Source organism: Sphingomonas sp. PWP1-2 (genome assembly GCF_049898305.1).
GTDB classification, from domain to species: Bacteria; Pseudomonadota; Alphaproteobacteria; order Sphingomonadales; family Sphingomonadaceae; genus Sphingomonas; species Sphingomonas glacialis.
In genome coordinates, this window is record NZ_JAFCXM010000002.1 from 772,624 (window position 1) to 791,004 (window position 18,381).

Sequence of the window (18,381 nt, forward strand, 5' to 3'; positions counted from 1 at the left end):
CGAAATCGGGCACGATTGGATCCTTCGGACCGCTGTCATTTTCCCCGCGTCAGGTCGGCCATGCAAAGTCTCATAGCGATCCCGACCTACCAGCGCGCGCATCAGATCGTGCGTGCCGTCGAAGCGGCGTTGGCGCAGTCGCAGCACGACGTCAGCGTCGTCGTGATCGACGATGGATCGACCGATGAAACCCAAGCCGCGTGTGCGCAGTGGTTCGGCCACCCCCGCTTCGGCTACATCAAGCTCGACCGGAACCTCGGCACGGCGGCCGCCAAGAATGTCGCGCTTGCGCTGCTTGCGTTCGATGCGATCACCTTCCACGATTCCGACGACATTCCGCATATCGACAAGCTGCTCCGCCAACAGCGCACGCTCGCGCGCTCGGGTCTCGTCGCTGCCGATTGCGCGCCCTGGCATCTTGCAGGCGGCGGCCAGGTTGCGGATGCGCCGGCCGAACTCGACTTGGTGCTGACCGCACATCGCTTCGTCTCCGCGGATGGTCGCGCGGCGCGGATCGCCCGCACGCTGTCGCTGGTCGAGGATTTCTTCCCCAATCTGCAATTCTCCGCAGGGCCGCCCGGCGCCTGGGTGTTGATCAACAGCGGGCTGTTTCGGCGTGATCTGTTCACCCGGATCGGCGGCTATGCCGAGAGCGTCGAGGAAGATCGCGACCTGCGGAACCGCGCGCTGATGGCGGGCGCGCATATCTGGTTCATCGACGATGTCCTGCTCGACAAATACGAGCAACCCGATAGCCTGACCGCAGCCACCGCGACGGGCTATGCGAGTGCCCGGCGCAGGGACGATCGCACGGCCTTGTGGCAGACGATCGCCGACTGGCGTCCGGGAACCACGCCCGCGCCGGTCCCGATCAATCTCGCCGACATGGGCATTGCGTTCGCGTCTCTGCCGCAACCCCTGGTCGTTGCGAACGACATCGCCCTGACGCCCGCGACGCGCGTCCGGCTCGACGCCATCGTGGCGAGGCTCGCATGACCGCATCGCTGCTCGTCATAGCGCCGCATGCAGATGACGAAATCCTGGGCGCGGGGGCGATCATGGCGCGCGCCGCGCAGGCCGGTGCGCGGGTTGCCGTCATCGTCGCGACCGACGGCGCGGCGTCCGACCCCGGGCGCGACGCCACGACCTTGGCGAGCCTGCGGCGCGAAGAATGCCGGGCCGGGCTCGAGCGGATGCTGGGATATGTCCCCCCGCTCCTCTTCCTCGACCAACCCGATGGCGGCCTGTCGAGCACCGCGATCCCCCGCCCCCGAATGGCCGCGCTCGGGGCATTTGTCGCTGAGGCGGCGCCGGATACGATTCTCGTCACCGATCCTGCCGACGGGCACCCCGATCACAAGGCCGCGTTCGGCCTCGCCAGCCGCATCGTCGGCTCGGGTACCGGCCGGGTGCTTCAAGTGATGCCGGTGAGCCAGCGAGTCGATCGCCGGTTCGACCCGACCGGCTATGACGCCATCCCGGTCGGGGATTTCGCTGCGCGCAAGCGGGCAGCCCTCGCCTGTCACCGGAGCCAGCTCGACCCGGTTGCGGGATTTTCGCTCGCGCCCGACATTTGCGACGCGTTCACCACGGTCGAATATGTGCGGACCGCCTATGACCGCCTCGACCGGAGCAACGACGCGATCCCTGCCGCGCATTTCGATTCGCTGTTCACGCAGTCGCCCGACCCGTGGCGCTATGACAGCGAGCCCTATGAGCGCGATCGTTTCCAGCGGACGGTCGCCGCGCTGGCCGGGCGTCGGTATCGCTCCGCGCTCGAACTGGGCTGCGCGAACGGCGCGCTGACCGAACAGCTCGCGCCGCTGTGCGACCGGTTGCTCGCGACCGACGCTTCGCTGGCTGCGCTGAGCGCCGCGCGCGATCGCATCGGTGCGCGCGCAAATGTCGTCCTCGAGCAGCAGACGATGCCGCAGGACATGCCCGAGGCGCGCTTCGACCTGATCGTCGCGAGCGACATGCTGTATTATCTCGGCCTCGACGGCGTTGTCGCGCTGATGGCCGCAATCGAACGGTCGGCCACGCCCGATGCGCGCGTCTTTTTGGCCAGCTATCTCGGCGAGACCGAGACCATCATAACCGGCGAGATGGCCGCCGAGATCGCGATCGCGCACCTTCCGGGCTGGACGCGGATCCACGCCGAACGCACCGATCGCCTCAGGATCCACGTGATGGCCCGGGTATGATCAGCGATATCGTCTCCATCGCGATACCCGCTTACGATGAAGCCGACCGGATCGGGCGATGCCTCGACTCGCTCGCGGCGCTGGACGATCCCGGGCCGATCGTCGCGGTCGTCGTCGCCAACAATTGCAGCGATGCGACCGCCGCGATCGCGCGCGCGCCGCGCGCAATCCAAGTCGAGGTCGTCGAACACGCCTTCGCCGAGCACGAACGCGGCGCCGGCGCGGCGCGGCGCATGGCGATGGCGCAGGCTGCGCAGCTTGGGACGATCGTGCTCACCACCGATGCCGATTGCGTTGCCGATCGCGACTGGGTCCGCGCGCATCGCGCGGCCTTTGCGCGCGGCGCCGATGCGGTGGCGGGGCGGGTCAGCGCGGACTGGTCGGAATTGTCGCTCCACCCCGCCCCCGCGCTGCGGATCGGCGAGCTCGAATGGACCTATCTCGGCCTGATCGCCGAGGCTGAGCCGCTTTTCGATCCGCTCGCGCACGACCCCGCCCCCCGCCACGCCCAACGCTGCGGCGCAAATCTCGGCATAACCCGCGCGATGCTCGAGCGGGTCGGCGGAGTGCCCGCGCTGGCGACCGGCGAAGACCGCGCGCTGCTGGCGGCGGTCGAGCTGGCGGACGGTCGCATCCGCCACGATCGCGCGCCGCATGTCACGGCATCGGCACGCCTGGTCGGACGCGCCGGAGGGGGCATGGCCGACGCGCTGCGCCTGCGGCTGGCGGCTGACTATCTGTGCGATAATCAGCTCGTGCCTGCCGATGCGCTGGTCGCGATGTGGCGAGCGCGTCATGCCGCACGCGCCGCATGGCGGGCCGATGCGACGGATCGATCGACCTTCGGCGCCGCGTGGGCGGCGACCGTGCGCAAATCGCATATCGCCCCCCGGCTGCGCCCGGCCGACCTCCCTGCTGAAATCGACCGCCTGCGCGACTGGATAGCCTCGAATGCCTGAGACGATATTGGCGGATGATCTGCTCGCGGCGATCCGCGCCGGCGACGAAGCGCTCGATCGCGGTTTGCGCGGGCCGACACGCGAACTCGCGCTGCTCGCCGACGCCGGTTTGCTCTCGGCGCCCTTGCCGGTGGATCGCGGTGGCCGCGGCTGGGGAACGAGCGCGCCAGGCGCAGAGCCGATGCTCGCGTCGTTGGCGACGCTGGGCGGCGCCAGCCTCCCGCTCGCGCGGATCTACGAAGGGCATGTCAACGCGATCAAGCTCGTCCTGCGCCATGGGGACCGGAGCCAGCAGGACCGGGTCTGCGATGCGGTCGTCGCGGGCGCGATCCTGGGCGTCTGGGGTGCGGAGCGCGATCAGCCGGTCAGCATCGACGCCGACGGGCTGCTGACGGGGGTCAAGACGTTCGCCTCGGGGCTCGGCGACGTGACGCTCGCCATCGTCACCGCGTGTGTCGCCGATGGGTTGCGGATGGTGCTGACCGACGCCACCGATCCCGCGCGCGGCGAAATCCTCGATTGGGACGTTGACGGCATGGTCGGCAGCCAGTCGGGCCGGTTCGAGTGTACGGGGCTCCCGGCGGGGCCGGCAGACTGCCTCGGCGAAGTCGATGCGCTGTTCATCGAGCCCGATTTCAACGGCGGAGTGTGGCGGTTATGCGCTTGCTATGCCGGCGCGATGGAGCGGTTGGCGCGCTTGACCTCCCGCCAGGTGGACCGGACAGGCAGTCGCGGCGACCCGCTCGCCGCGCATCGGCTCGGGCATCTTGCGATGGAGGCGAAGGGCGCCGCATTGTGGGCCCGTGCCGCCTGCCTCGCGGTGGAAACCCCGCAAGCGCCTCGGGGCGAGGCGGTGGCGACCACCTTGTTCGCGCGCGAAGCGATCGAGCAAGCCGCAACGCGCCTGTTGGCGCTGGTCGAGCGCATCAACGGCACCGCGATGCATCGCCGCGGCAGCGAGATCGGTCGGCTGTCGCGCGATCTTCGCCTGTATCTCCGCCAGGCCGATCTCGACGGGAAACTACGCGTCGCGACGGCGGATTGGTTCGTCGCTTAGCCAAAATCGAGCTGCCGGCCGGACCTCGGCGCGGTCGGGATACCGGTCACGGTGCCCTACGTAAGACCAGCCGACAAAGTTCGATGAAGCACTCGAGGCAGCCTTGCCAAGCGTGCACTAGCCGCGGTCCGCAACTCAATACGAATCTGCGCTATGACGGGAATGTCACGGCGCGCCCCGGTCTGCTGCCGCAATCGGCGAGTGACGGCGGGCGCGTCAGCCTGCATGGCGATTGCAAGACTTTCAGGGAGGATTCTACGATGAGCTTCTGCGACGCGGTATGGGAAGACGTTGCCCCGCTGCGACAGTCCATCCTCGTGCAGCCGTTTCTCGCAGAACTCGCCGACGGATCGCTCGCGCCCGACAGCTTTCGGCATTACATCGTGCAGGACAGCCTGTATCTGGCCGAGTACGCACGCGTCCTGGCGATCGCCGCGGCGCGCGCGCCCAGTGCTGCGGCTCGGCTCGAATTTTCCGACGGTGCCAAGGTTGCGGTGCAGGTCGAGGAAATCCTGCACCAGACCTTCTTCGAACATTTCGATATCACCCCCGCAATGGTGGCCATGAGCGAGCCAAGCCCGGTATGTCTCGGCTATACCGGATACCTTGCGAGCCTCGCTGCCACGCGGAGCTACGAGGAACTGATCGCCGGGATCCTGCCGTGCTTTTCGGTGTATTGGGAGGTTGGATGCGCGATCAAATCGATCGCCGGATCGCCCAATCCGTACGAGGCGTGGATCACCACCTATGCCGACCCCGGGTTCGGCGAAGCAACGCGTCGGGTCAGCGCTTTGGTGGACCACGCCGCAAGCCTTGCGACGCCATCGGTCCGCGCGGCAATGGCCAAGGCTTTTCGCACGGCCACCCGCTACGAATGGATGTTCTGGGATTCCGCCTATCGGCAACTCGACTGGCCGATATAGCATCTCGATTACGCCCGCCCCTTGGCGTCGATACGCCCTTCACCCCGTCTGAATCTGTTCGCTGACCCCGACCATCTGCCAGCGCTCGGCCGCGTATTCTGCTGTTCTACGGTTCGCTGCGTGCGAAATCGACCCGCCAAAGTGCTTAGCCGGGCGAGGTAGGGCCTTCCCGCTCGCTCCGGTCGCGGCCGGCGCGCTGCCAAGGCCAGCAGCCTTCGATCTCGGTCTCGAGCGAGAAGCTGAGAAAGGTCCGGATCACGATGATGCCGCCGAGCAGCGCGACGCTCTGGACGGTGAGCGGTGCGGTAATCGTCGAGATGATGTCCGCTCCGACCAGCAACTCGAGCCCGAGCAGGATGCCGCGACCGAGGTTGGACCTGCAATCCTGATAGGCGGCCTGCCACTGGCCAATGCGCAATCCCGATCGCACGAAGAGGACCGCCGCCAGCGCGACCCCGCCGATGATGATTCCGACGCCGACGAGTTCGAGCAGCTTGGCGAGCTGATCGACGAAGGCGTGCGCCCCTGCGGTGTTCATCCCATACCTCCGCGCGCTTGCAGGTCGCGCCTTTCGAAAGACCGCGTCGCGCTCACCCTTCGATTCCCCGTTCGCGTGCCCAGACGATCGCCGCACTGCGGCGGTTGACGCCAATCTTCGCGTACAACCGCGCCACATGGTTACGCACCGTGTTGCGCGACAGCGCGAGCTTTTCCGCGATGCCGCTATCGTCGACGCCCTGGCAGATCAGTTCGAGCACCTCTCGCTCGCGTGGGCTGATTTCGGCAGCATCCTTGCGCACCAGTGCTGCACCGCGCGGGCCGCGGAGCGTCGCCAGCTTGTCCATGATCGAGCGACTGAGCCAATTGGCGTCCTTCATCACCGCCTCGATCGCCTCGACCAGTTCCAGCTCGCTTCGCCGGCGGGCGCTGATGTCCTGGTAGAGCCAGAGCACGCACTCGTCGCTGCGCACGCTGATCCGTTCGGCCGAGACGATGCAATCGACCGGCGCGCCGTCCTTGCCGATCACGCGGACGTCATGCCCGCGAAAGCCGCTGCGCGACACGATCTCCGCCTCCAGCCCCTCGCGCTGCGCGGCGTCGTTCCAGAGCTGCAGGTCGTCCGCGACCCTGCCGATGGCATCGTGCCCGGAATAGCCGGTCAGGCGCCGGAACGCGTCGTTGACGTTGATGATGCGATAGTCGTCGCCCTTGGTCACCACCATCGCGACGGGAGCCATGTCGAACACCGTCGCGAAATGCTGCTCGCTGGTCTCAAGGGCACGCTCCGCCCGGCGGCGCGGCTCCAGATCGGCGAAGGTGAACAGCAGGCACGGGTCGTTTTCGACTTCGATCGGCTGGCCGGCAAGGATGACGAGCTTGGTCGATCCGTCGGCGAGCGGCAGCTCGGCCTCGAGCTGCGGGATGACCTTGCCCGCCGCGACGCAGTCCTTGACGTGTTCGCGCCGATCGACGTTGGCCAGCAGGTCGAGCTCGAACAGGCTGCGACCGACGATGTCGCCGCGATGATATCCGCCGAGATCGAGAAAGCCCTGATTGGCGCGGACATAGCGCTGGTCCGACACGCGGACGATGATCGCGGGTGCGGGATTGGCCTGGAACATCGCCTCGAAGCGGTCCTCTGCGTCGAAGCGCTCCGACACGTCGTGGATGACCAGCGCCAGGCAGTCGGGTTCGCCGCCATCGTCGTCCATCGCGACGTCGCGCACTTGATGGACCCAGCGCGGCGTGTTGCTGCCGAGCGGCGCGACCTCGACGATCAGGTCGGGGAAGCTCTCGCCCGCGAGCAAGCGCACGAGCGGATATTCACGGCGCGCCAGGCGGCGCTGGTCGCGGTAGCGCAGGCAGAAGCGCTGCGCATAATCGTCCGCCGTCGCGCCCAAATCCTCGAACCGGTCGATGCCGTGCATCTCCAGCGCTGCGGCATTGGCGCTGAGGATGACGCCGGTCGGGTCCATCAGAATGACGCCGGCGAGCAGACTTTCCATCAACTGCTCGAGATGATGGAGCGTGGGACCGTGAACGGGGTGATTTGCGGAAGGGCTCATCGTGTCGAAGCGCAACACAGCGCTGCAAGTTCCCTCGCCAGCGCGGCAATCTACCAATCGTGCTGATGCGAAACAACCAAGCCGAGCGGTGGCTGCGGAAGGCGGAACCGGAACATCGACGCCTTCCCCTTGGTTTTAGTCGCCTTACCAAAACTGGAGGGCTTTACCTATGAACCTTATCATTCTTCTCGTCGTCGGAGGTCTCATCGGCTGGGTTGCCAGCATGATCATGCGGACCGACGGCCAACAGGGAATCATCCTCAACGTCGTCGTCGGGATCGTCGGCGCGCTGCTCGCCGGGTTCATCATCACTCCGCTCATCGGCGGCGCGTCGATCATGGATGGCGCCATCAATATCCAGTCGATCCTGGTGTCGCTGCTCGGCGCGGTCGTGTTGCTTGCGATCGTCAACCTTCTTCGTCGCGGCACCGTTCGCTGAGGGACAACGCGGCGATCCGGCTCCGGATCGCCGCGGCATTTTTAGGATCGCGGTGCAGTCGGCACTGATCACAGGAGAGCAATTGTGAAGCGCATCATTTTCGCCGCCGCCGCAGTCGCGGCATTGTCGTCGAGCGCGTTCGCTCAGTCCGGGCATCCCGGATCGCACAACTCAGCCATCAAGGACAGCGACGTCGGTCATGTCGCGACCCCGGCAAGCGGCAGCAATTCGTTCACCGAAGCGCAGGCCCGCGGTCGGATCGCCAAGGCTGGTTATGCCGGCGTCTCGAAGCTGGCGAAGGACCGCGACGGCGTCTGGCGCGGCGTGGCGATGCGCCATGGCAAGCGGGTGCAAGTCGGGCTCGACTACAAGGGCAACATTACAACCCGCTAAGCGACACCTTCAGGAGAGACATCATGACCAAGACCATCACCCGCCTGTTTGATAGCTATGCCGACGCGACCAATGCGGTGAACGAGCTCGAGCGGCTCGGCGTCCCGCACGACCACCTCAGCATCATGGCCAACTCGCGCGACCATACCGACCGTGACGGCACGACCGGCATCGACGACGTCAATGACGACGGTGACGTGACGCGTGGCGCCTCGACCGGCGCGCTGCTGGGCGGCGCGGGCGGCTTGCTCGCTGGCCTCGGTCTGCTCGCAATCCCAGGCCTGGGTCCGATCGTGGCGGCGGGCTGGCTCGCGTCCACGGCGGTCGGCGCTGGGATCGGCGCGGCCGGTGGCGCAGCAACCGGTGGGGTCGTTGGGGCGCTGAAGGAAGCGGGCCATACCGACGAAGAGGCAAACGTCTATTCCGAGGGCGTACGCCGCGGCGGCACCTTGGTCAGCGCTCGAGTCGACGATGCGCTCGCAGCCGATGCCGAGGCGGTGCTCGAGCGAAACAAGTCGGTCGAGGCCACCACGCGCGGCGCCGCCTATCGCCAGTCGGGCTGGAACAGCTTCGACGACACGGCGCCCGCCTACACCGACGACGACGTTGCGGCCGAGCGCGCGCGCTACGGCAACACGTCGAGCCTCTGATCGCGCAGACGGTCCGTCCTTTAGGGGACGGACCGTACTTGCAGCACCAAGCCCCAGGCATGTCCTCTTGGTCGTGCTGAGCAGCGTCCCGCTACCAGTCCGCCCCCTCACCCTGTTGGGGCGTTTGAAGCTGGTCTGCTTTGCGTCGGCCTCTGACCCGCGATCAAATATGGCGTTTCTCGTCTCATCGCGCAGTCGAGATCGAGTGCCGTGGCGCCACAACTGCCGTTAGGCCTGTCATGATCTTTCGAGCGCATGGCACTTGCGCGAACCCGCATTCCAGGCGCAAAGACAGGTCGTGGTGGGGTGATGGTAATGCGAATTTCGGACACCGTGTTGTTGCCGCGCCCTAGCGACGATCGCGTCGCGGATGCTGATTTCGACTCAGGTGGCATCGATCGATCGTCTCTGCTCAAGACGATCGGCGCGCTGACCCCCGCCGTCGCGCTGGCGGCATGTGGCGGCGATGGCAGCTCCAGCGCATCCAGCAGCAGCCCGCCGCCCCCGATCGTGGTGGCGCAAGCAATCACGTCCAGCCAGGCGAGCCGCTTTCTAGCGCAATCAACGATGGGTGCGACGCGCGCCATGATCACCGAGGTCGTGTCGTCCGGTTTCGATGGCTGGTTGACTGCACAGTTCGCGAGAGCCCGGACGACGACGCATTGGGACTGGCTGGTCGCAAACGGCTACAACGCCGCCGCCAACGTCAATAGCCAAACCGGCTTCGATCCGACGATGTGGCGTGGGATGATTTCCGACCCCGACCAGCTGCGCCAGCGCGTCGGCATGGCGCTGCTCGACATGCTGGTGGTCGGCATCGACGGGGTGAACGTCAACTGGAAGGCGTTTGCGACGGCCGCCTATGTCGACGTGCTGCTCGACAACGCCTTCAGCACGTATCGCCAGATCCTTGGCGCGATCACCACCAATCCCGCGATGGGATCGTTCCTCACCTTCCTCGGCAACCGCAAGGCCAATGCGGCGACGGGATCGCAGCCCGACGAGAATTACGCGCGCGAGCTGATGCAGCTGTTCACGCTGGGGCTCTACCAGCTCAACATGGACGGCAGCATCAAGACCGCGAACGGTGCCCCGCTCGAGACCTATACGCAAGCCGACGTCTCGGGCCTCGCGCGCGTGTTCACCGGCCTCTCGCTCGCCTCGAGCAGTACGACCACGCCCGATGTCTACCGAACCCCGCTGGTGATGAACGCGGCGCTCAACGAGACCGGGAGCGCCAGCTTCCTGGGCACCAGCGTGTCGGGTGGCGGCATGGCGGCGGTCAACGCCGCGCTCGACACGATCTTCGCGCATCCCAACGTGCCGCCCTTCGTCTCGAAGCAGCTCATCCAGCGATTGGTCACGAGCAATCCCTCGCCGGGCTATATCGGGCGCGTGGCGGGAGTGTTCGCCGACAACGGCAAGGGCGTGCGCGGCGACATGCAAGCGGTGCTCCGCGCGATCCTGCTCGATACCGAGGCGCGCAGCGACGCCACACTGAGCGCGACCGCCGCGGGCAAACTGCGCGAGCCCGTGCTGCGACTGACGAGCTGGGCGCGCGCTTATGGCGTCACATCGCCGTCTGCCGCCTGGGCGATCGGCGACACGTCGAGCACGACGACACGGCTCGGCCAGGCGATGGGCCGCAGCCAGACGGTCTTCAACTGGTTCCGCCCCGGCTACACCCCGCCCGACACCGCGATCGCCACCGCCGGGCTCGTCGCGCCCGAGTTCCAGATCACCAACGAACAGTCCGTCGTCGCCTATGTCAATTTCATGCAGACGCTCGTCGCCAGCGGGATCGGCGACGTGAAGGCCGACTATACCGATATCCTGACCAAGGCATCAGATAGCGCAGCGCTGGTCGACGAGGTCAACACGGTGCTGGCGGCGGGGCAATTGTCCGCGACCACCATCGCTTCGATCAAGAGCGCGGTGGATAGCATCGCGGCGACCGCGACCAACGGAGCGAGCACCCGTGTTCAGATCGCGATCCTCCTGGCGCTTGCGTCGCCCGATTATCTGACGGTGAAGTGATATGAGCGTTTTCGATCACGATGAGTCACGACGCGCATTCCTTCGTCGGTCGGCGCAATTGGGGCTAGCGGGCGTTGCGACACCCTTCGTGACCAGCCTGGGCGCGATCGGCGAGGCCGCGGCGGCGACGGCGGGCGATTACAAGGCGCTGGTCTGCATCTTCCTGTACGGCGGCAACGATTACGCCAACACGCTGCCGCCCTACGACGCGGAGAGCTACGCACTCTATCAGGCGCAGCGCTCGAACATCGCGCACGCCCGCGATGCGCTCGCGGCGACCGCGCTCAGCCCGACCAACAGCCTCGGCGGGCGGCAATATGCGATGGCGCCGACGATGGCGTCGCTGCTCCCGGTGTTCAACGCCGGCAAGATGGCGGTCGCGCTCAACGTCGGCACGCTCGTCCAGCCGACGACCAAGGCGCAGTACAGCGCCGCCTCGGTCCGGCTGCCGCCGAAATTGTTCAGCCACAACGACCAGCAAAGCTATTTCCAGGCATCGAGCCCCGAAGGCGCGACCTCGGGCTGGGGCGGGCGGATGGACGATCTGTTCGAAAGCGGCAACGGCACCGCGACGCTGACGTGCATCAACGCCAGCGGCAATGCGGTGTACCTTGCCGGCAAACAGGCGATCCAATATGCGATCGGCACGGGTGGCCCGACCGCGCTGATCAACAATGCGACGAGCCTATACGGCTCGACCACCGCCGCGTCGACGCTGCGCACGCTGATGACCGCGTCCTCAGGCAACATCCTCGCCAACGAACACGGCAAGGTCAGCGCGCGGGCGCTCAACCTCTACAGCCAGGTCTCGAGCGCGCTGGCGAGCGCACCCGCGGCGAACTTCCCGCTCTTTCCGACGACCAACTCGCTCGCGCTGCAATTGCGCATCGTCGCGCAGATGATCTCGGTGTCGCAAACGCTGAGTGCGAAACGGCAAGTGTTCTTCGTTTCGCTGGGCGGCTTCGACATGCACCAGAACCTCGCCACCGCGCATCCGACGCAGATCGGGCTCGTCGCCGATGCGATGCGCGCGTTCTACGACACGACCGTCGCGCTGGGCGTGTCCAACCAAGTGACCGCCTTCACCGCGAGCGATTTCGGCCGCACGCTCGTGTCGAACACCAGCGGTGCCGATCATGGCTGGGGGTCGATGCACTTCGTCATGGGCGGCGCGGTCAACGGCCGGAAGATCTACGGCACCCCGCCGGCGATCGGCAACGGCACCGCCGACGATGTCGGACAAGGCCGCCTGCTGCCGACGATTTCGGTCGATCAATATGCCGCGACACTCGCGAGCTGGTTCGGCGTGTCGGCCGGCGCCATGCCGACGGTGTTGCCGAACATCGGCAATTACAATCCGTCGTCCTGGAATCTCGGTTTCGTCTGATTTCAGCGTAAGACTTGCGGCGTCATCGTGGAGCGAATGCCTGCCACTTGACCCACAAGCCGTCTCTCCCGACTGCATTTCCGCGCCAACTTTAGACACGCACTCATCGGTCGCGCACGTCGGTCTCTTCGACGAGCCGGTGCCGGCGCCGTTAGGCTCGGATCGAACTGCTCGCAGCATCGAGAGGGAAACATCGAGTACCCCTGCCAACCCAGGTACCGATTGTGTATCGGGTGGGTATGCAGATGACGTTATCCCCTTCCCGACCCCGGTACGAAGCGGCCAGCATGTCGTCCCGGAACGGTTGAATGGCGCTCGGCGTCAGACAGGGTCGTGGCGGTGTTCCGCCCCGGCCGACCAGCTGGCGCGAGCGGCTCGGTGCGTTGCGCAACCTGCCACCGTTCCTTGCAATGGTGTGGGACAGCAGTTGGCAGCTGACCGCCACGACCGTGGCCGTACGGTTGGTGCGTGCACTGCTTCCGGTGGCGACGCTGTTTGTCGGCAAGCTCATCATCGACGAGGTCGTGCATTTAAGTCACCTCGCGGTTCGCCCCGATAGCCTCGCGGGTTGGCTGGGCTCAGGTCTGCTCGGCCGGCTCGAGGTGCTGCTGCTGGTCGAGTTCGCTCTGGCGGTCGCCTCCGATCTCCTCGGCCGGGCCGTCTCGTTGGTCGACGGGCTGCTCTCCGACCGTGTCAGCAACGACGCGAGCGTACGGCTGATGGAACACGCCGCCACCCTCGATCTCGCCGACTTTGAAGACGCGGCCTTCCAGGACCGCATGGATCGCGCGCGCATGCAGGCGAGCGGGCGCATGTCGCTGATGGGGCAGCTGTTCGGACAGGTACAAGACATCGTCACGGTATTGAGCTTCGCCGCCGGCCTGGTCGTCTATGCGCCGTGGCTGATCGTCCTGCTCGCCATCGCACTGGTGCCCTCGTTCCTCGGCGAGGCGCACTTCAACGCGCTGAGTTACGCGCTCAGCTATGTCCGCACGCCGCAGCGCCGCGAGCTCGACTATGTCCGACAGGTCGCCGCAAGCGCGGACACGGCCAAGGAGGTCAAGATCTTCGGCCTCAGCCCGTTCCTGATCGACCGGTATCGCACCATCTCACGCGACACCTACCAGGCGAGCAGACGGTTGGCGCTGCGCCGCGCAGTCTGGGGCTCCGGCTTCGCAGCCCTCGGCACGATCGCCTATTACGCCGCCTACGCCTACATCGCCTGGCGCGCGGTGAGCGGGGTCATCACGATCGGTGACCTCACCTTCCTCGCTGCCTCGTTCCTGCGACTTCGTGGGCTATTGGAAAACTTGCTGACCGGCTTTTCCTCGACCGCTGGGCAGGCATTGTACATCGACGACCTGTTCTCCTTCTTGCGGACGGAGCCGGGCATCCGCTCGCCCGCAGGAGCGCTGCCGTTCCCCGATCCCGTCCGGCAAGGCTTCGTTTTCGAGGATGTGGGCTTCCGCTATGCAGGTGCCGAACGATGGGCGGTGCGGCATCTGTCGTTCACGCTAGCGCCGGGCGAGGTGCTGGCGTTGGTCGGCGAGAACGGGGCTGGCAAGACCACCCTCGTGAAGCTGCTCTCGCGGCTCTACGATCCTGTCGAGGGCCGCGTCCTGCTCGATGGACGCGACCTGCGCGACTACGACCTCGACGGCCTGCGCGCCGCGATCGGCGTGATCTTCCAGGACTTCGTCCGCTATAATCTGCCCGCCGCCGACAACATCGCGGTCGGCCGCATCGAAGCGCGGGGCGATCGCGCGCGGATCGAGGCTGCGGCATCCGCCGCGCTCGCCGATGATGTGGTTGCCAACTTGCCGAACGGCTATGACCAGATGATCGGCAAGCGGTTCCAGGGCGGCGTCGACCTGTCGGGCGGCGAGTGGCAGAAGATGGCGATCGCCCGCGCCTATATGCGCGACGCCCAAGTGTTGATTCTCGACGAGCCCACGGCGGCGCTTGATGCGCGAGCGGAATATGAGGTGTTCCAACGGTTCCGCGAGTTGAGCGCCGGACGCTCGGCCGTGCTGATCTCGCACCGCTTCTCCAGCGTGCGAATGGCGGATCGGATCCTCGTCCTCAGCAACGGTCGTGTCGAGGCATCCGGGACCCATGGCGATTTGCTCGCTGCCGGCGGCCGCTATGCCGAGTTGTTCGAACTCCAGGCCGCGGGCTATCGGTGACGGGCACCTGCCCGAATTCCAGTACCCGGCACTCCGCGTTGGCGGCACCTTGAACCTTATGCGCTGAATGGGGCCGCGGCGGCCTATGTCCTTCTCCCTCACGCTGGCGAACGAAATTGCGTTGCGGGCGACAGTGCCGAGCGGCTCATCCGGCTCCGACAGCGCAACCTTGCCATTCCTGACTGCGTCCCACGGCGGCGGTTGCGGAATGCGCACTCCCCATAGGCGTTTCCTCCTCTACGGGTTTTATCGATAAACCACAGCGACTTAATCTTTCTTGGCCAGTTCGGTTTTTCGTTTTGCAGGCTCGGTTCGGTTTCGGGCGGCGTTACGCTACGTTAGCCGCGTCACATCGGGGCGCACCGGGCGAACCATGCGACTTTCCTCACGCAGATCCGCTACGCGCGGCCGCGCCGGAGTTGCGAACGTCAGTTCTCTGTGGAAATGTCGCTTCATGACCATGACCGGGGTTCACGACCCATATCTCGTCTCCCTGTCGATCGTGATCGCGATTATCGGATCGTTCACCGCGCTCAGTCTCGCGAGCCGGATCCGGCGCTCGAGCGGCCGTTCCCGCGCCGCTTGGCTCGCGGCGGCTGCGGCTGCGCTGGGGGGCGGGATCTGGTCGATGCACTTCGTCGCGATGCTCGCATTCAGCATGCCCGGCATGTTGATGCGCTACGAGCTCGCCCCGACGCTGCTCTCGCTATGTCTCGCGATCGGGTTCACCGGCGCGGGCCTGGCGATCGTCGATTGGCAGCGCGCGTCGGTTTCCAGAATGCTTGCGGCGGGCCTGTTGATCGGCACTGGCGTTGCTTCGATGCACTATCTTGGGATGGCGGCGATGCGTATGCCCGCGACCCTGAGCTACGACGTGCGATGGGTTGCCGTTTCCGTTGCGATCGCGATCGTCGCTGCGACATTGGCGGTCTGGCTGGCGGGTCGCGATCAGCGATCGGGCGGCCGCGCGGGAGCCTCGGTCGTCATGGGGTTCGCCATCGCCGGCATGCATTACGCCGGAATGTACGCAGCGCCGTTCACGCGGTCGCGCGGCGTCGGCGAGGCGAACGGGCTTGCGAGCCTGGGACAGGCGTACCTGGCGACCGCGATCGGCTTGGTCACGCTGTTCGTTCTGCTGCTCGGGCTCGCGGCGGTTTGGGTCGAGCACCTTTTGCGGACAAGCGCCGAGCGCGAGGAACGCCTGCACTTCTTCAGCGAGCTCAACGACCGGCTGCTCCGGTCGTCAGACGCGTGGCATGCGATGAGCGCCGCCTCGGAATTGCTCGGACGCAAGCTGAGCGCATCGCGCTGCGCCTATGCCGACGTCGATCGCGACGGCGACCGGTTCTGGATCCGGAGCGACTATACCGCGCCGGGACAGGAAAGTTCGGTCGGGGCATACAGTCTCGACCTGTTCGGGCCCCGCGCATCGCAGAACCTTCGCGCCGGGGAGGCGGTCGTCTTGCGCGATATCGCCCGCGAACTTGAGCCCGGCGGTGGGCGCGAGATGTTCCAGGGCATCTCGATCGACGCGATCATCTGCTGCCCGCTGATCGGCGGCGACGGTCGGCTTTCGGCTATAATGGCGGTGCATCAGGACCACCCGCGCGATTGGACCGCAAACGAGATCCTGCTCGTCAAAGAGGTGGTCGAGCGGTGCTGGGCGCATGTCGGGCGGATCGGCGCGGAGGCGCGGCTGCGGGAAAGCGAGGAGCGCCTGCGGCTCGCGGTCGACAATGCCGAGATCGGCTTCTGGGATCTCGACGTCGTCAACGACGCCTTGGTCTGGCCGCCGCGCACCAAGGCGATGTTCGGCATCTCACCCGACGTTCCGGTCACGCTGACGGACTTTTACGAAGGCCTGCACCCCGAAGATCGCGAACCGACCGCCGTCGCGTTCACGGCGGCGATCGATCCCGGCCAGCGCGCGCTCTACGACGTGGAGTATCGCACGGTCGGCAAGGAGGACGGGATCGTTCGCTGGATCGCCGCCAAGGGTCGCGGCGTCTTCGACGAAACGGGGCGCTGCCTCCGCGTCGCGGGCACGGTGGTCGAGATTACGGGGCGTAAGCGGGCCGAGGAAGCGCTGCGCGAGCTCAACGCGACGCTGGAAGCCCGCATAGCGACGGCGCTCAAAGACCGCGAGGAAGTGCAGGAGGCGCTGCGCCAGAGCCAGAAGATGGAAAGCATGGGTCAGCTGACCGGCGGCGTGGCGCATGATTTCAACAACCTGCTCGCGCCGATCATCGGCAGCTTGGACCTGCTCCAGCGCAAGGGCGTCGGCGGGGAACGCGAGCAGCGTCTGATCGCGGGCGCCATGCAATCGGCGGAGCGCGCGAAGATCCTCGTTCAGCGATTGTTGGCGTTTGCGCGGCGTCAGCCGCTCCAACCCGTGGCGGTCGACATCGGCAAACTCGTGAGCGGGATGGGCGAGCTCATATCGAGCACCACCGGCCCCCAGGTCCATGTGGTGATCGACGCAGGCGCCGACCTACCCTGCGCGCGCGCCGACCATAACCAGCTCGAAATGGCCATCCTAAACCTCTCGGTCAACGCGCGCGACGCGATGCCGGATGGCGGCACGTTGCGCCTGTCGGCGAGCACTGCGGCCATTGGGCAAGGCCACCGCTCTGGTCTCAACCCCGACCGCTATCTCTGCATTGCAATCTCGGACACCGGATCCGGAATGGACGAGGCAACGCTCGCGCGCGCGACCGAGCCGTTCTTTTCCACCAAGGGCGTGGGCAAAGGGACCGGCCTGGGCTTGTCGATGGTCCACGGACTGGCGTCGCAGCTCGGCGGCGCGCTCACGCTGCACAGTCAGACCGGCGTCGGCACGACCGTCGAGCTGTGGCTCCCGGTGAGCGCCGGGGAAACACCAGTCGAGCTGGCCGTCGAAAAGATCGTTTCGCACGTCGCCACCGGCACTGCACTGGTCGTCGATGATGAGGATTTGGTGCGTATGACCACCGCGGACATGTTAATCGATCTGGGATATCACGTCATCGAGGCAAGCTCGGGCGAGGGAGCGATGCGGTTGATCGGCGCGGGCGTTCGATTCGATGTGCTCGTGACCGACCATCTGATGCCGGGGATGACGGGCACCGACCTCGCTTACGCCGTGCGCGACCTGTCCCCGGAGCGCCCAGTGCTCATCGTCTCGGGTTACGCGGAAACAGCCGGGATCGACGCCACCCTTCCGCGGCTTACGAAACCGTTCCGCAGGGACGACCTTGCAGCGGCCTTGAGCCAGTTGAGAAACTGAAACGGGCGGCGCGGCCCCAGGACGACATCCACGTGGTCCCGAAGCTGCGCAACCCCGGCCACTTGTCTCGCTCCTGTTTTGCGCCGAACCGACTGCGTCCTCCTGTTCGGGCTTCATCTGGCCGGTGTCAGGGATTACCGACGGGGGATGGGCTTCGGCTTCGCCGACGGGTTTGCGCCGGACGTTCTCGTACAGAGCCAGGTCATACGCGGCCAATGTGACCGCCGCCGCCGATCGCGGGTAGATTTCGTCACCTCGCGCTGGAATTTGCGCGCGAACTTGCGCTGCCGCATTTCACCGTGCGGTTCCAAAACCTTCTGTATCCTGGTGTCCACGAAACCGGCACCAGCTGAGCGCGCCGGTCCCGGCCCTGCTGCAATGCCAGCTTGGCTCCCCCGCGGCGATGCCACGTAACCGCGAGGACAAGCCTCGGATAGCGACCTGGCGACAGCAGCTTCTTGTCATTGTCCAATACGTAAATCGCCAGAGCTTCGAGCGGTTCGGGCAGACGAACGCATAGAGGCTGTCGCTGAGTGCCATGGGGATATCTCCTGCATGGATGCAGCATTGGATCCTCAAAATATCCCAAGAAACTCAGCATCATTGGCCAAAAACGCGGCCAAGCGCGCGCGGCGAGCGGCGACGAATTGGCGACAAGCCACGGAAAGCAGGTACAAAAAAACCGCCTCGGAATATCCTGAGACGGTTTGGTATGTCGGTGTGTGGTTGCGGGGACAGGATTTGAACCTGTGACCTTCAGGTTATGAGCCTGACGAGCTACCGGGCTGCTCCACCCCGCGCCAGGGTAGATGACT

General features: G+C 66.1%; 14 protein-coding genes and 1 tRNA gene. 12 read left to right on the forward strand and 3 right to left on the reverse strand.

The window, feature by feature from the left end; translation table 11 throughout:
• Window positions 1–60 precede the first annotated feature (60 nt).
• The 5 genes from ACP7C5_RS08395 to ACP7C5_RS08415 all read left to right on the forward strand — a co-directional run bounded on the left by ACP7C5_RS08395 (window position 61) and on the right by ACP7C5_RS08415 (window position 5,143).
• Window positions 61–996, forward strand: a complete 936-nt coding sequence (locus ACP7C5_RS08395; protein ID WP_426263890.1) for a glycosyltransferase family 2 protein — start codon at window positions 61–63, stop codon at window positions 994–996.
• Entirely contained in the window at window positions 993–2,204 is a 1,212-nt protein-coding gene (locus tag ACP7C5_RS08400) for a bifunctional PIG-L family deacetylase/class I SAM-dependent methyltransferase (protein WP_426263891.1), read from the forward strand. Before ACP7C5_RS08395 ends, ACP7C5_RS08400 begins: the two co-directional genes overlap by 4 nt.
• Window positions 2,201–3,163, forward strand: coding sequence for a glycosyltransferase (locus ACP7C5_RS08405; RefSeq protein ID WP_426263892.1), 963 nt, complete (start codon window positions 2,201–2,203; stop codon window positions 3,161–3,163). Before ACP7C5_RS08400 ends, ACP7C5_RS08405 begins: the two co-directional genes overlap by 4 nt.
• Window positions 3,156–4,220, forward strand: coding sequence for a hypothetical protein (locus ACP7C5_RS08410; RefSeq protein ID WP_426263893.1), 1,065 nt, complete (start codon window positions 3,156–3,158; stop codon window positions 4,218–4,220). Before ACP7C5_RS08405 ends, ACP7C5_RS08410 begins: the two co-directional genes overlap by 8 nt.
• Window positions 4,221–4,480: 260 nt before the next feature.
• Window positions 4,481–5,143: a TenA family protein gene (locus ACP7C5_RS08415; protein ID WP_426263894.1), complete on the forward strand. Its 663-nt coding sequence runs from the start codon at window positions 4,481–4,483 to the stop codon at window positions 5,141–5,143.
• A 145-nt stretch (window positions 5,144–5,288) separates the two neighbouring features.
• Here the strand turns inward: ACP7C5_RS08415 and ACP7C5_RS08420 are convergent, their stop codons facing one another.
• Entirely contained in the window at window positions 5,289–5,681 is a 393-nt protein-coding gene (locus tag ACP7C5_RS08420) for a DUF1622 domain-containing protein (protein WP_426263895.1), read from the reverse strand.
• Between the two features lie 52 nt (window positions 5,682–5,733).
• Entirely contained in the window at window positions 5,734–7,209 is a 1,476-nt protein-coding gene (locus ACP7C5_RS08425) for a PAS domain S-box protein (RefSeq protein ID WP_426263896.1), read from the reverse strand.
• A 169-nt stretch (window positions 7,210–7,378) separates the two neighbouring features.
• Between ACP7C5_RS08425 and ACP7C5_RS08430 the strand changes: the two genes are divergently transcribed.
• The 7 genes from ACP7C5_RS08430 to ACP7C5_RS08460 all read left to right on the forward strand — a co-directional run bounded on the left by ACP7C5_RS08430 (window position 7,379) and on the right by ACP7C5_RS08460 (window position 17,566).
• The gene (locus ACP7C5_RS08430; RefSeq protein ID WP_189677354.1) at window positions 7,379–7,648 is read left to right on the forward strand and encodes a GlsB/YeaQ/YmgE family stress response membrane protein; all 270 of its coding nucleotides are present in this window, start codon (window positions 7,379–7,381) and stop codon (window positions 7,646–7,648) included.
• A gap of 84 nt (window positions 7,649–7,732) precedes the next feature.
• Window positions 7,733–8,041 (forward strand): hypothetical protein, encoded by a 309-nt coding sequence (locus tag ACP7C5_RS08435; RefSeq protein WP_426263897.1) that lies wholly within the window; start codon window positions 7,733–7,735, stop codon window positions 8,039–8,041.
• A 23-nt stretch (window positions 8,042–8,064) separates the two neighbouring features.
• On the forward strand, window positions 8,065–8,691 hold the full coding sequence (locus tag ACP7C5_RS08440) for a hypothetical protein (protein ID WP_426263898.1): 627 nt from the start codon (window positions 8,065–8,067) through the stop codon (window positions 8,689–8,691).
• 315 nt (window positions 8,692–9,006) lie between these two features.
• Window positions 9,007–10,728, forward strand: a complete 1,722-nt coding sequence (locus ACP7C5_RS08445; protein ID WP_426263899.1) for a DUF1800 domain-containing protein — start codon at window positions 9,007–9,009, stop codon at window positions 10,726–10,728.
• 88 nt (window positions 10,729–10,816) lie between these two features.
• Window positions 10,817–12,115 (forward strand): DUF1501 domain-containing protein, encoded by a 1,299-nt coding sequence (locus ACP7C5_RS08450; RefSeq protein ID WP_426263900.1) that lies wholly within the window; start codon window positions 10,817–10,819, stop codon window positions 12,113–12,115.
• A gap of 308 nt (window positions 12,116–12,423) precedes the next feature.
• A complete protein-coding gene (locus ACP7C5_RS08455) occupies window positions 12,424–14,301 on the forward strand; it encodes an ABC transporter ATP-binding protein (RefSeq protein ID WP_426263901.1) in 1,878 nt (625 codons plus the stop codon).
• Between the two features lie 454 nt (window positions 14,302–14,755).
• On the forward strand, window positions 14,756–17,566 hold the full coding sequence (locus ACP7C5_RS08460; RefSeq protein WP_426263902.1) for an MHYT domain-containing protein: 2,811 nt from the start codon (window positions 14,756–14,758) through the stop codon (window positions 17,564–17,566).
• Window positions 17,567–18,289: 723 nt separating this feature from the next.
• Here ACP7C5_RS08460 and ACP7C5_RS08465 read toward each other — a convergent pair.
• A tRNA-Met gene (locus tag ACP7C5_RS08465) sits at window positions 18,290–18,366 on the reverse strand.
• Window positions 18,367–18,381: the final 15 nt, after the last annotated feature.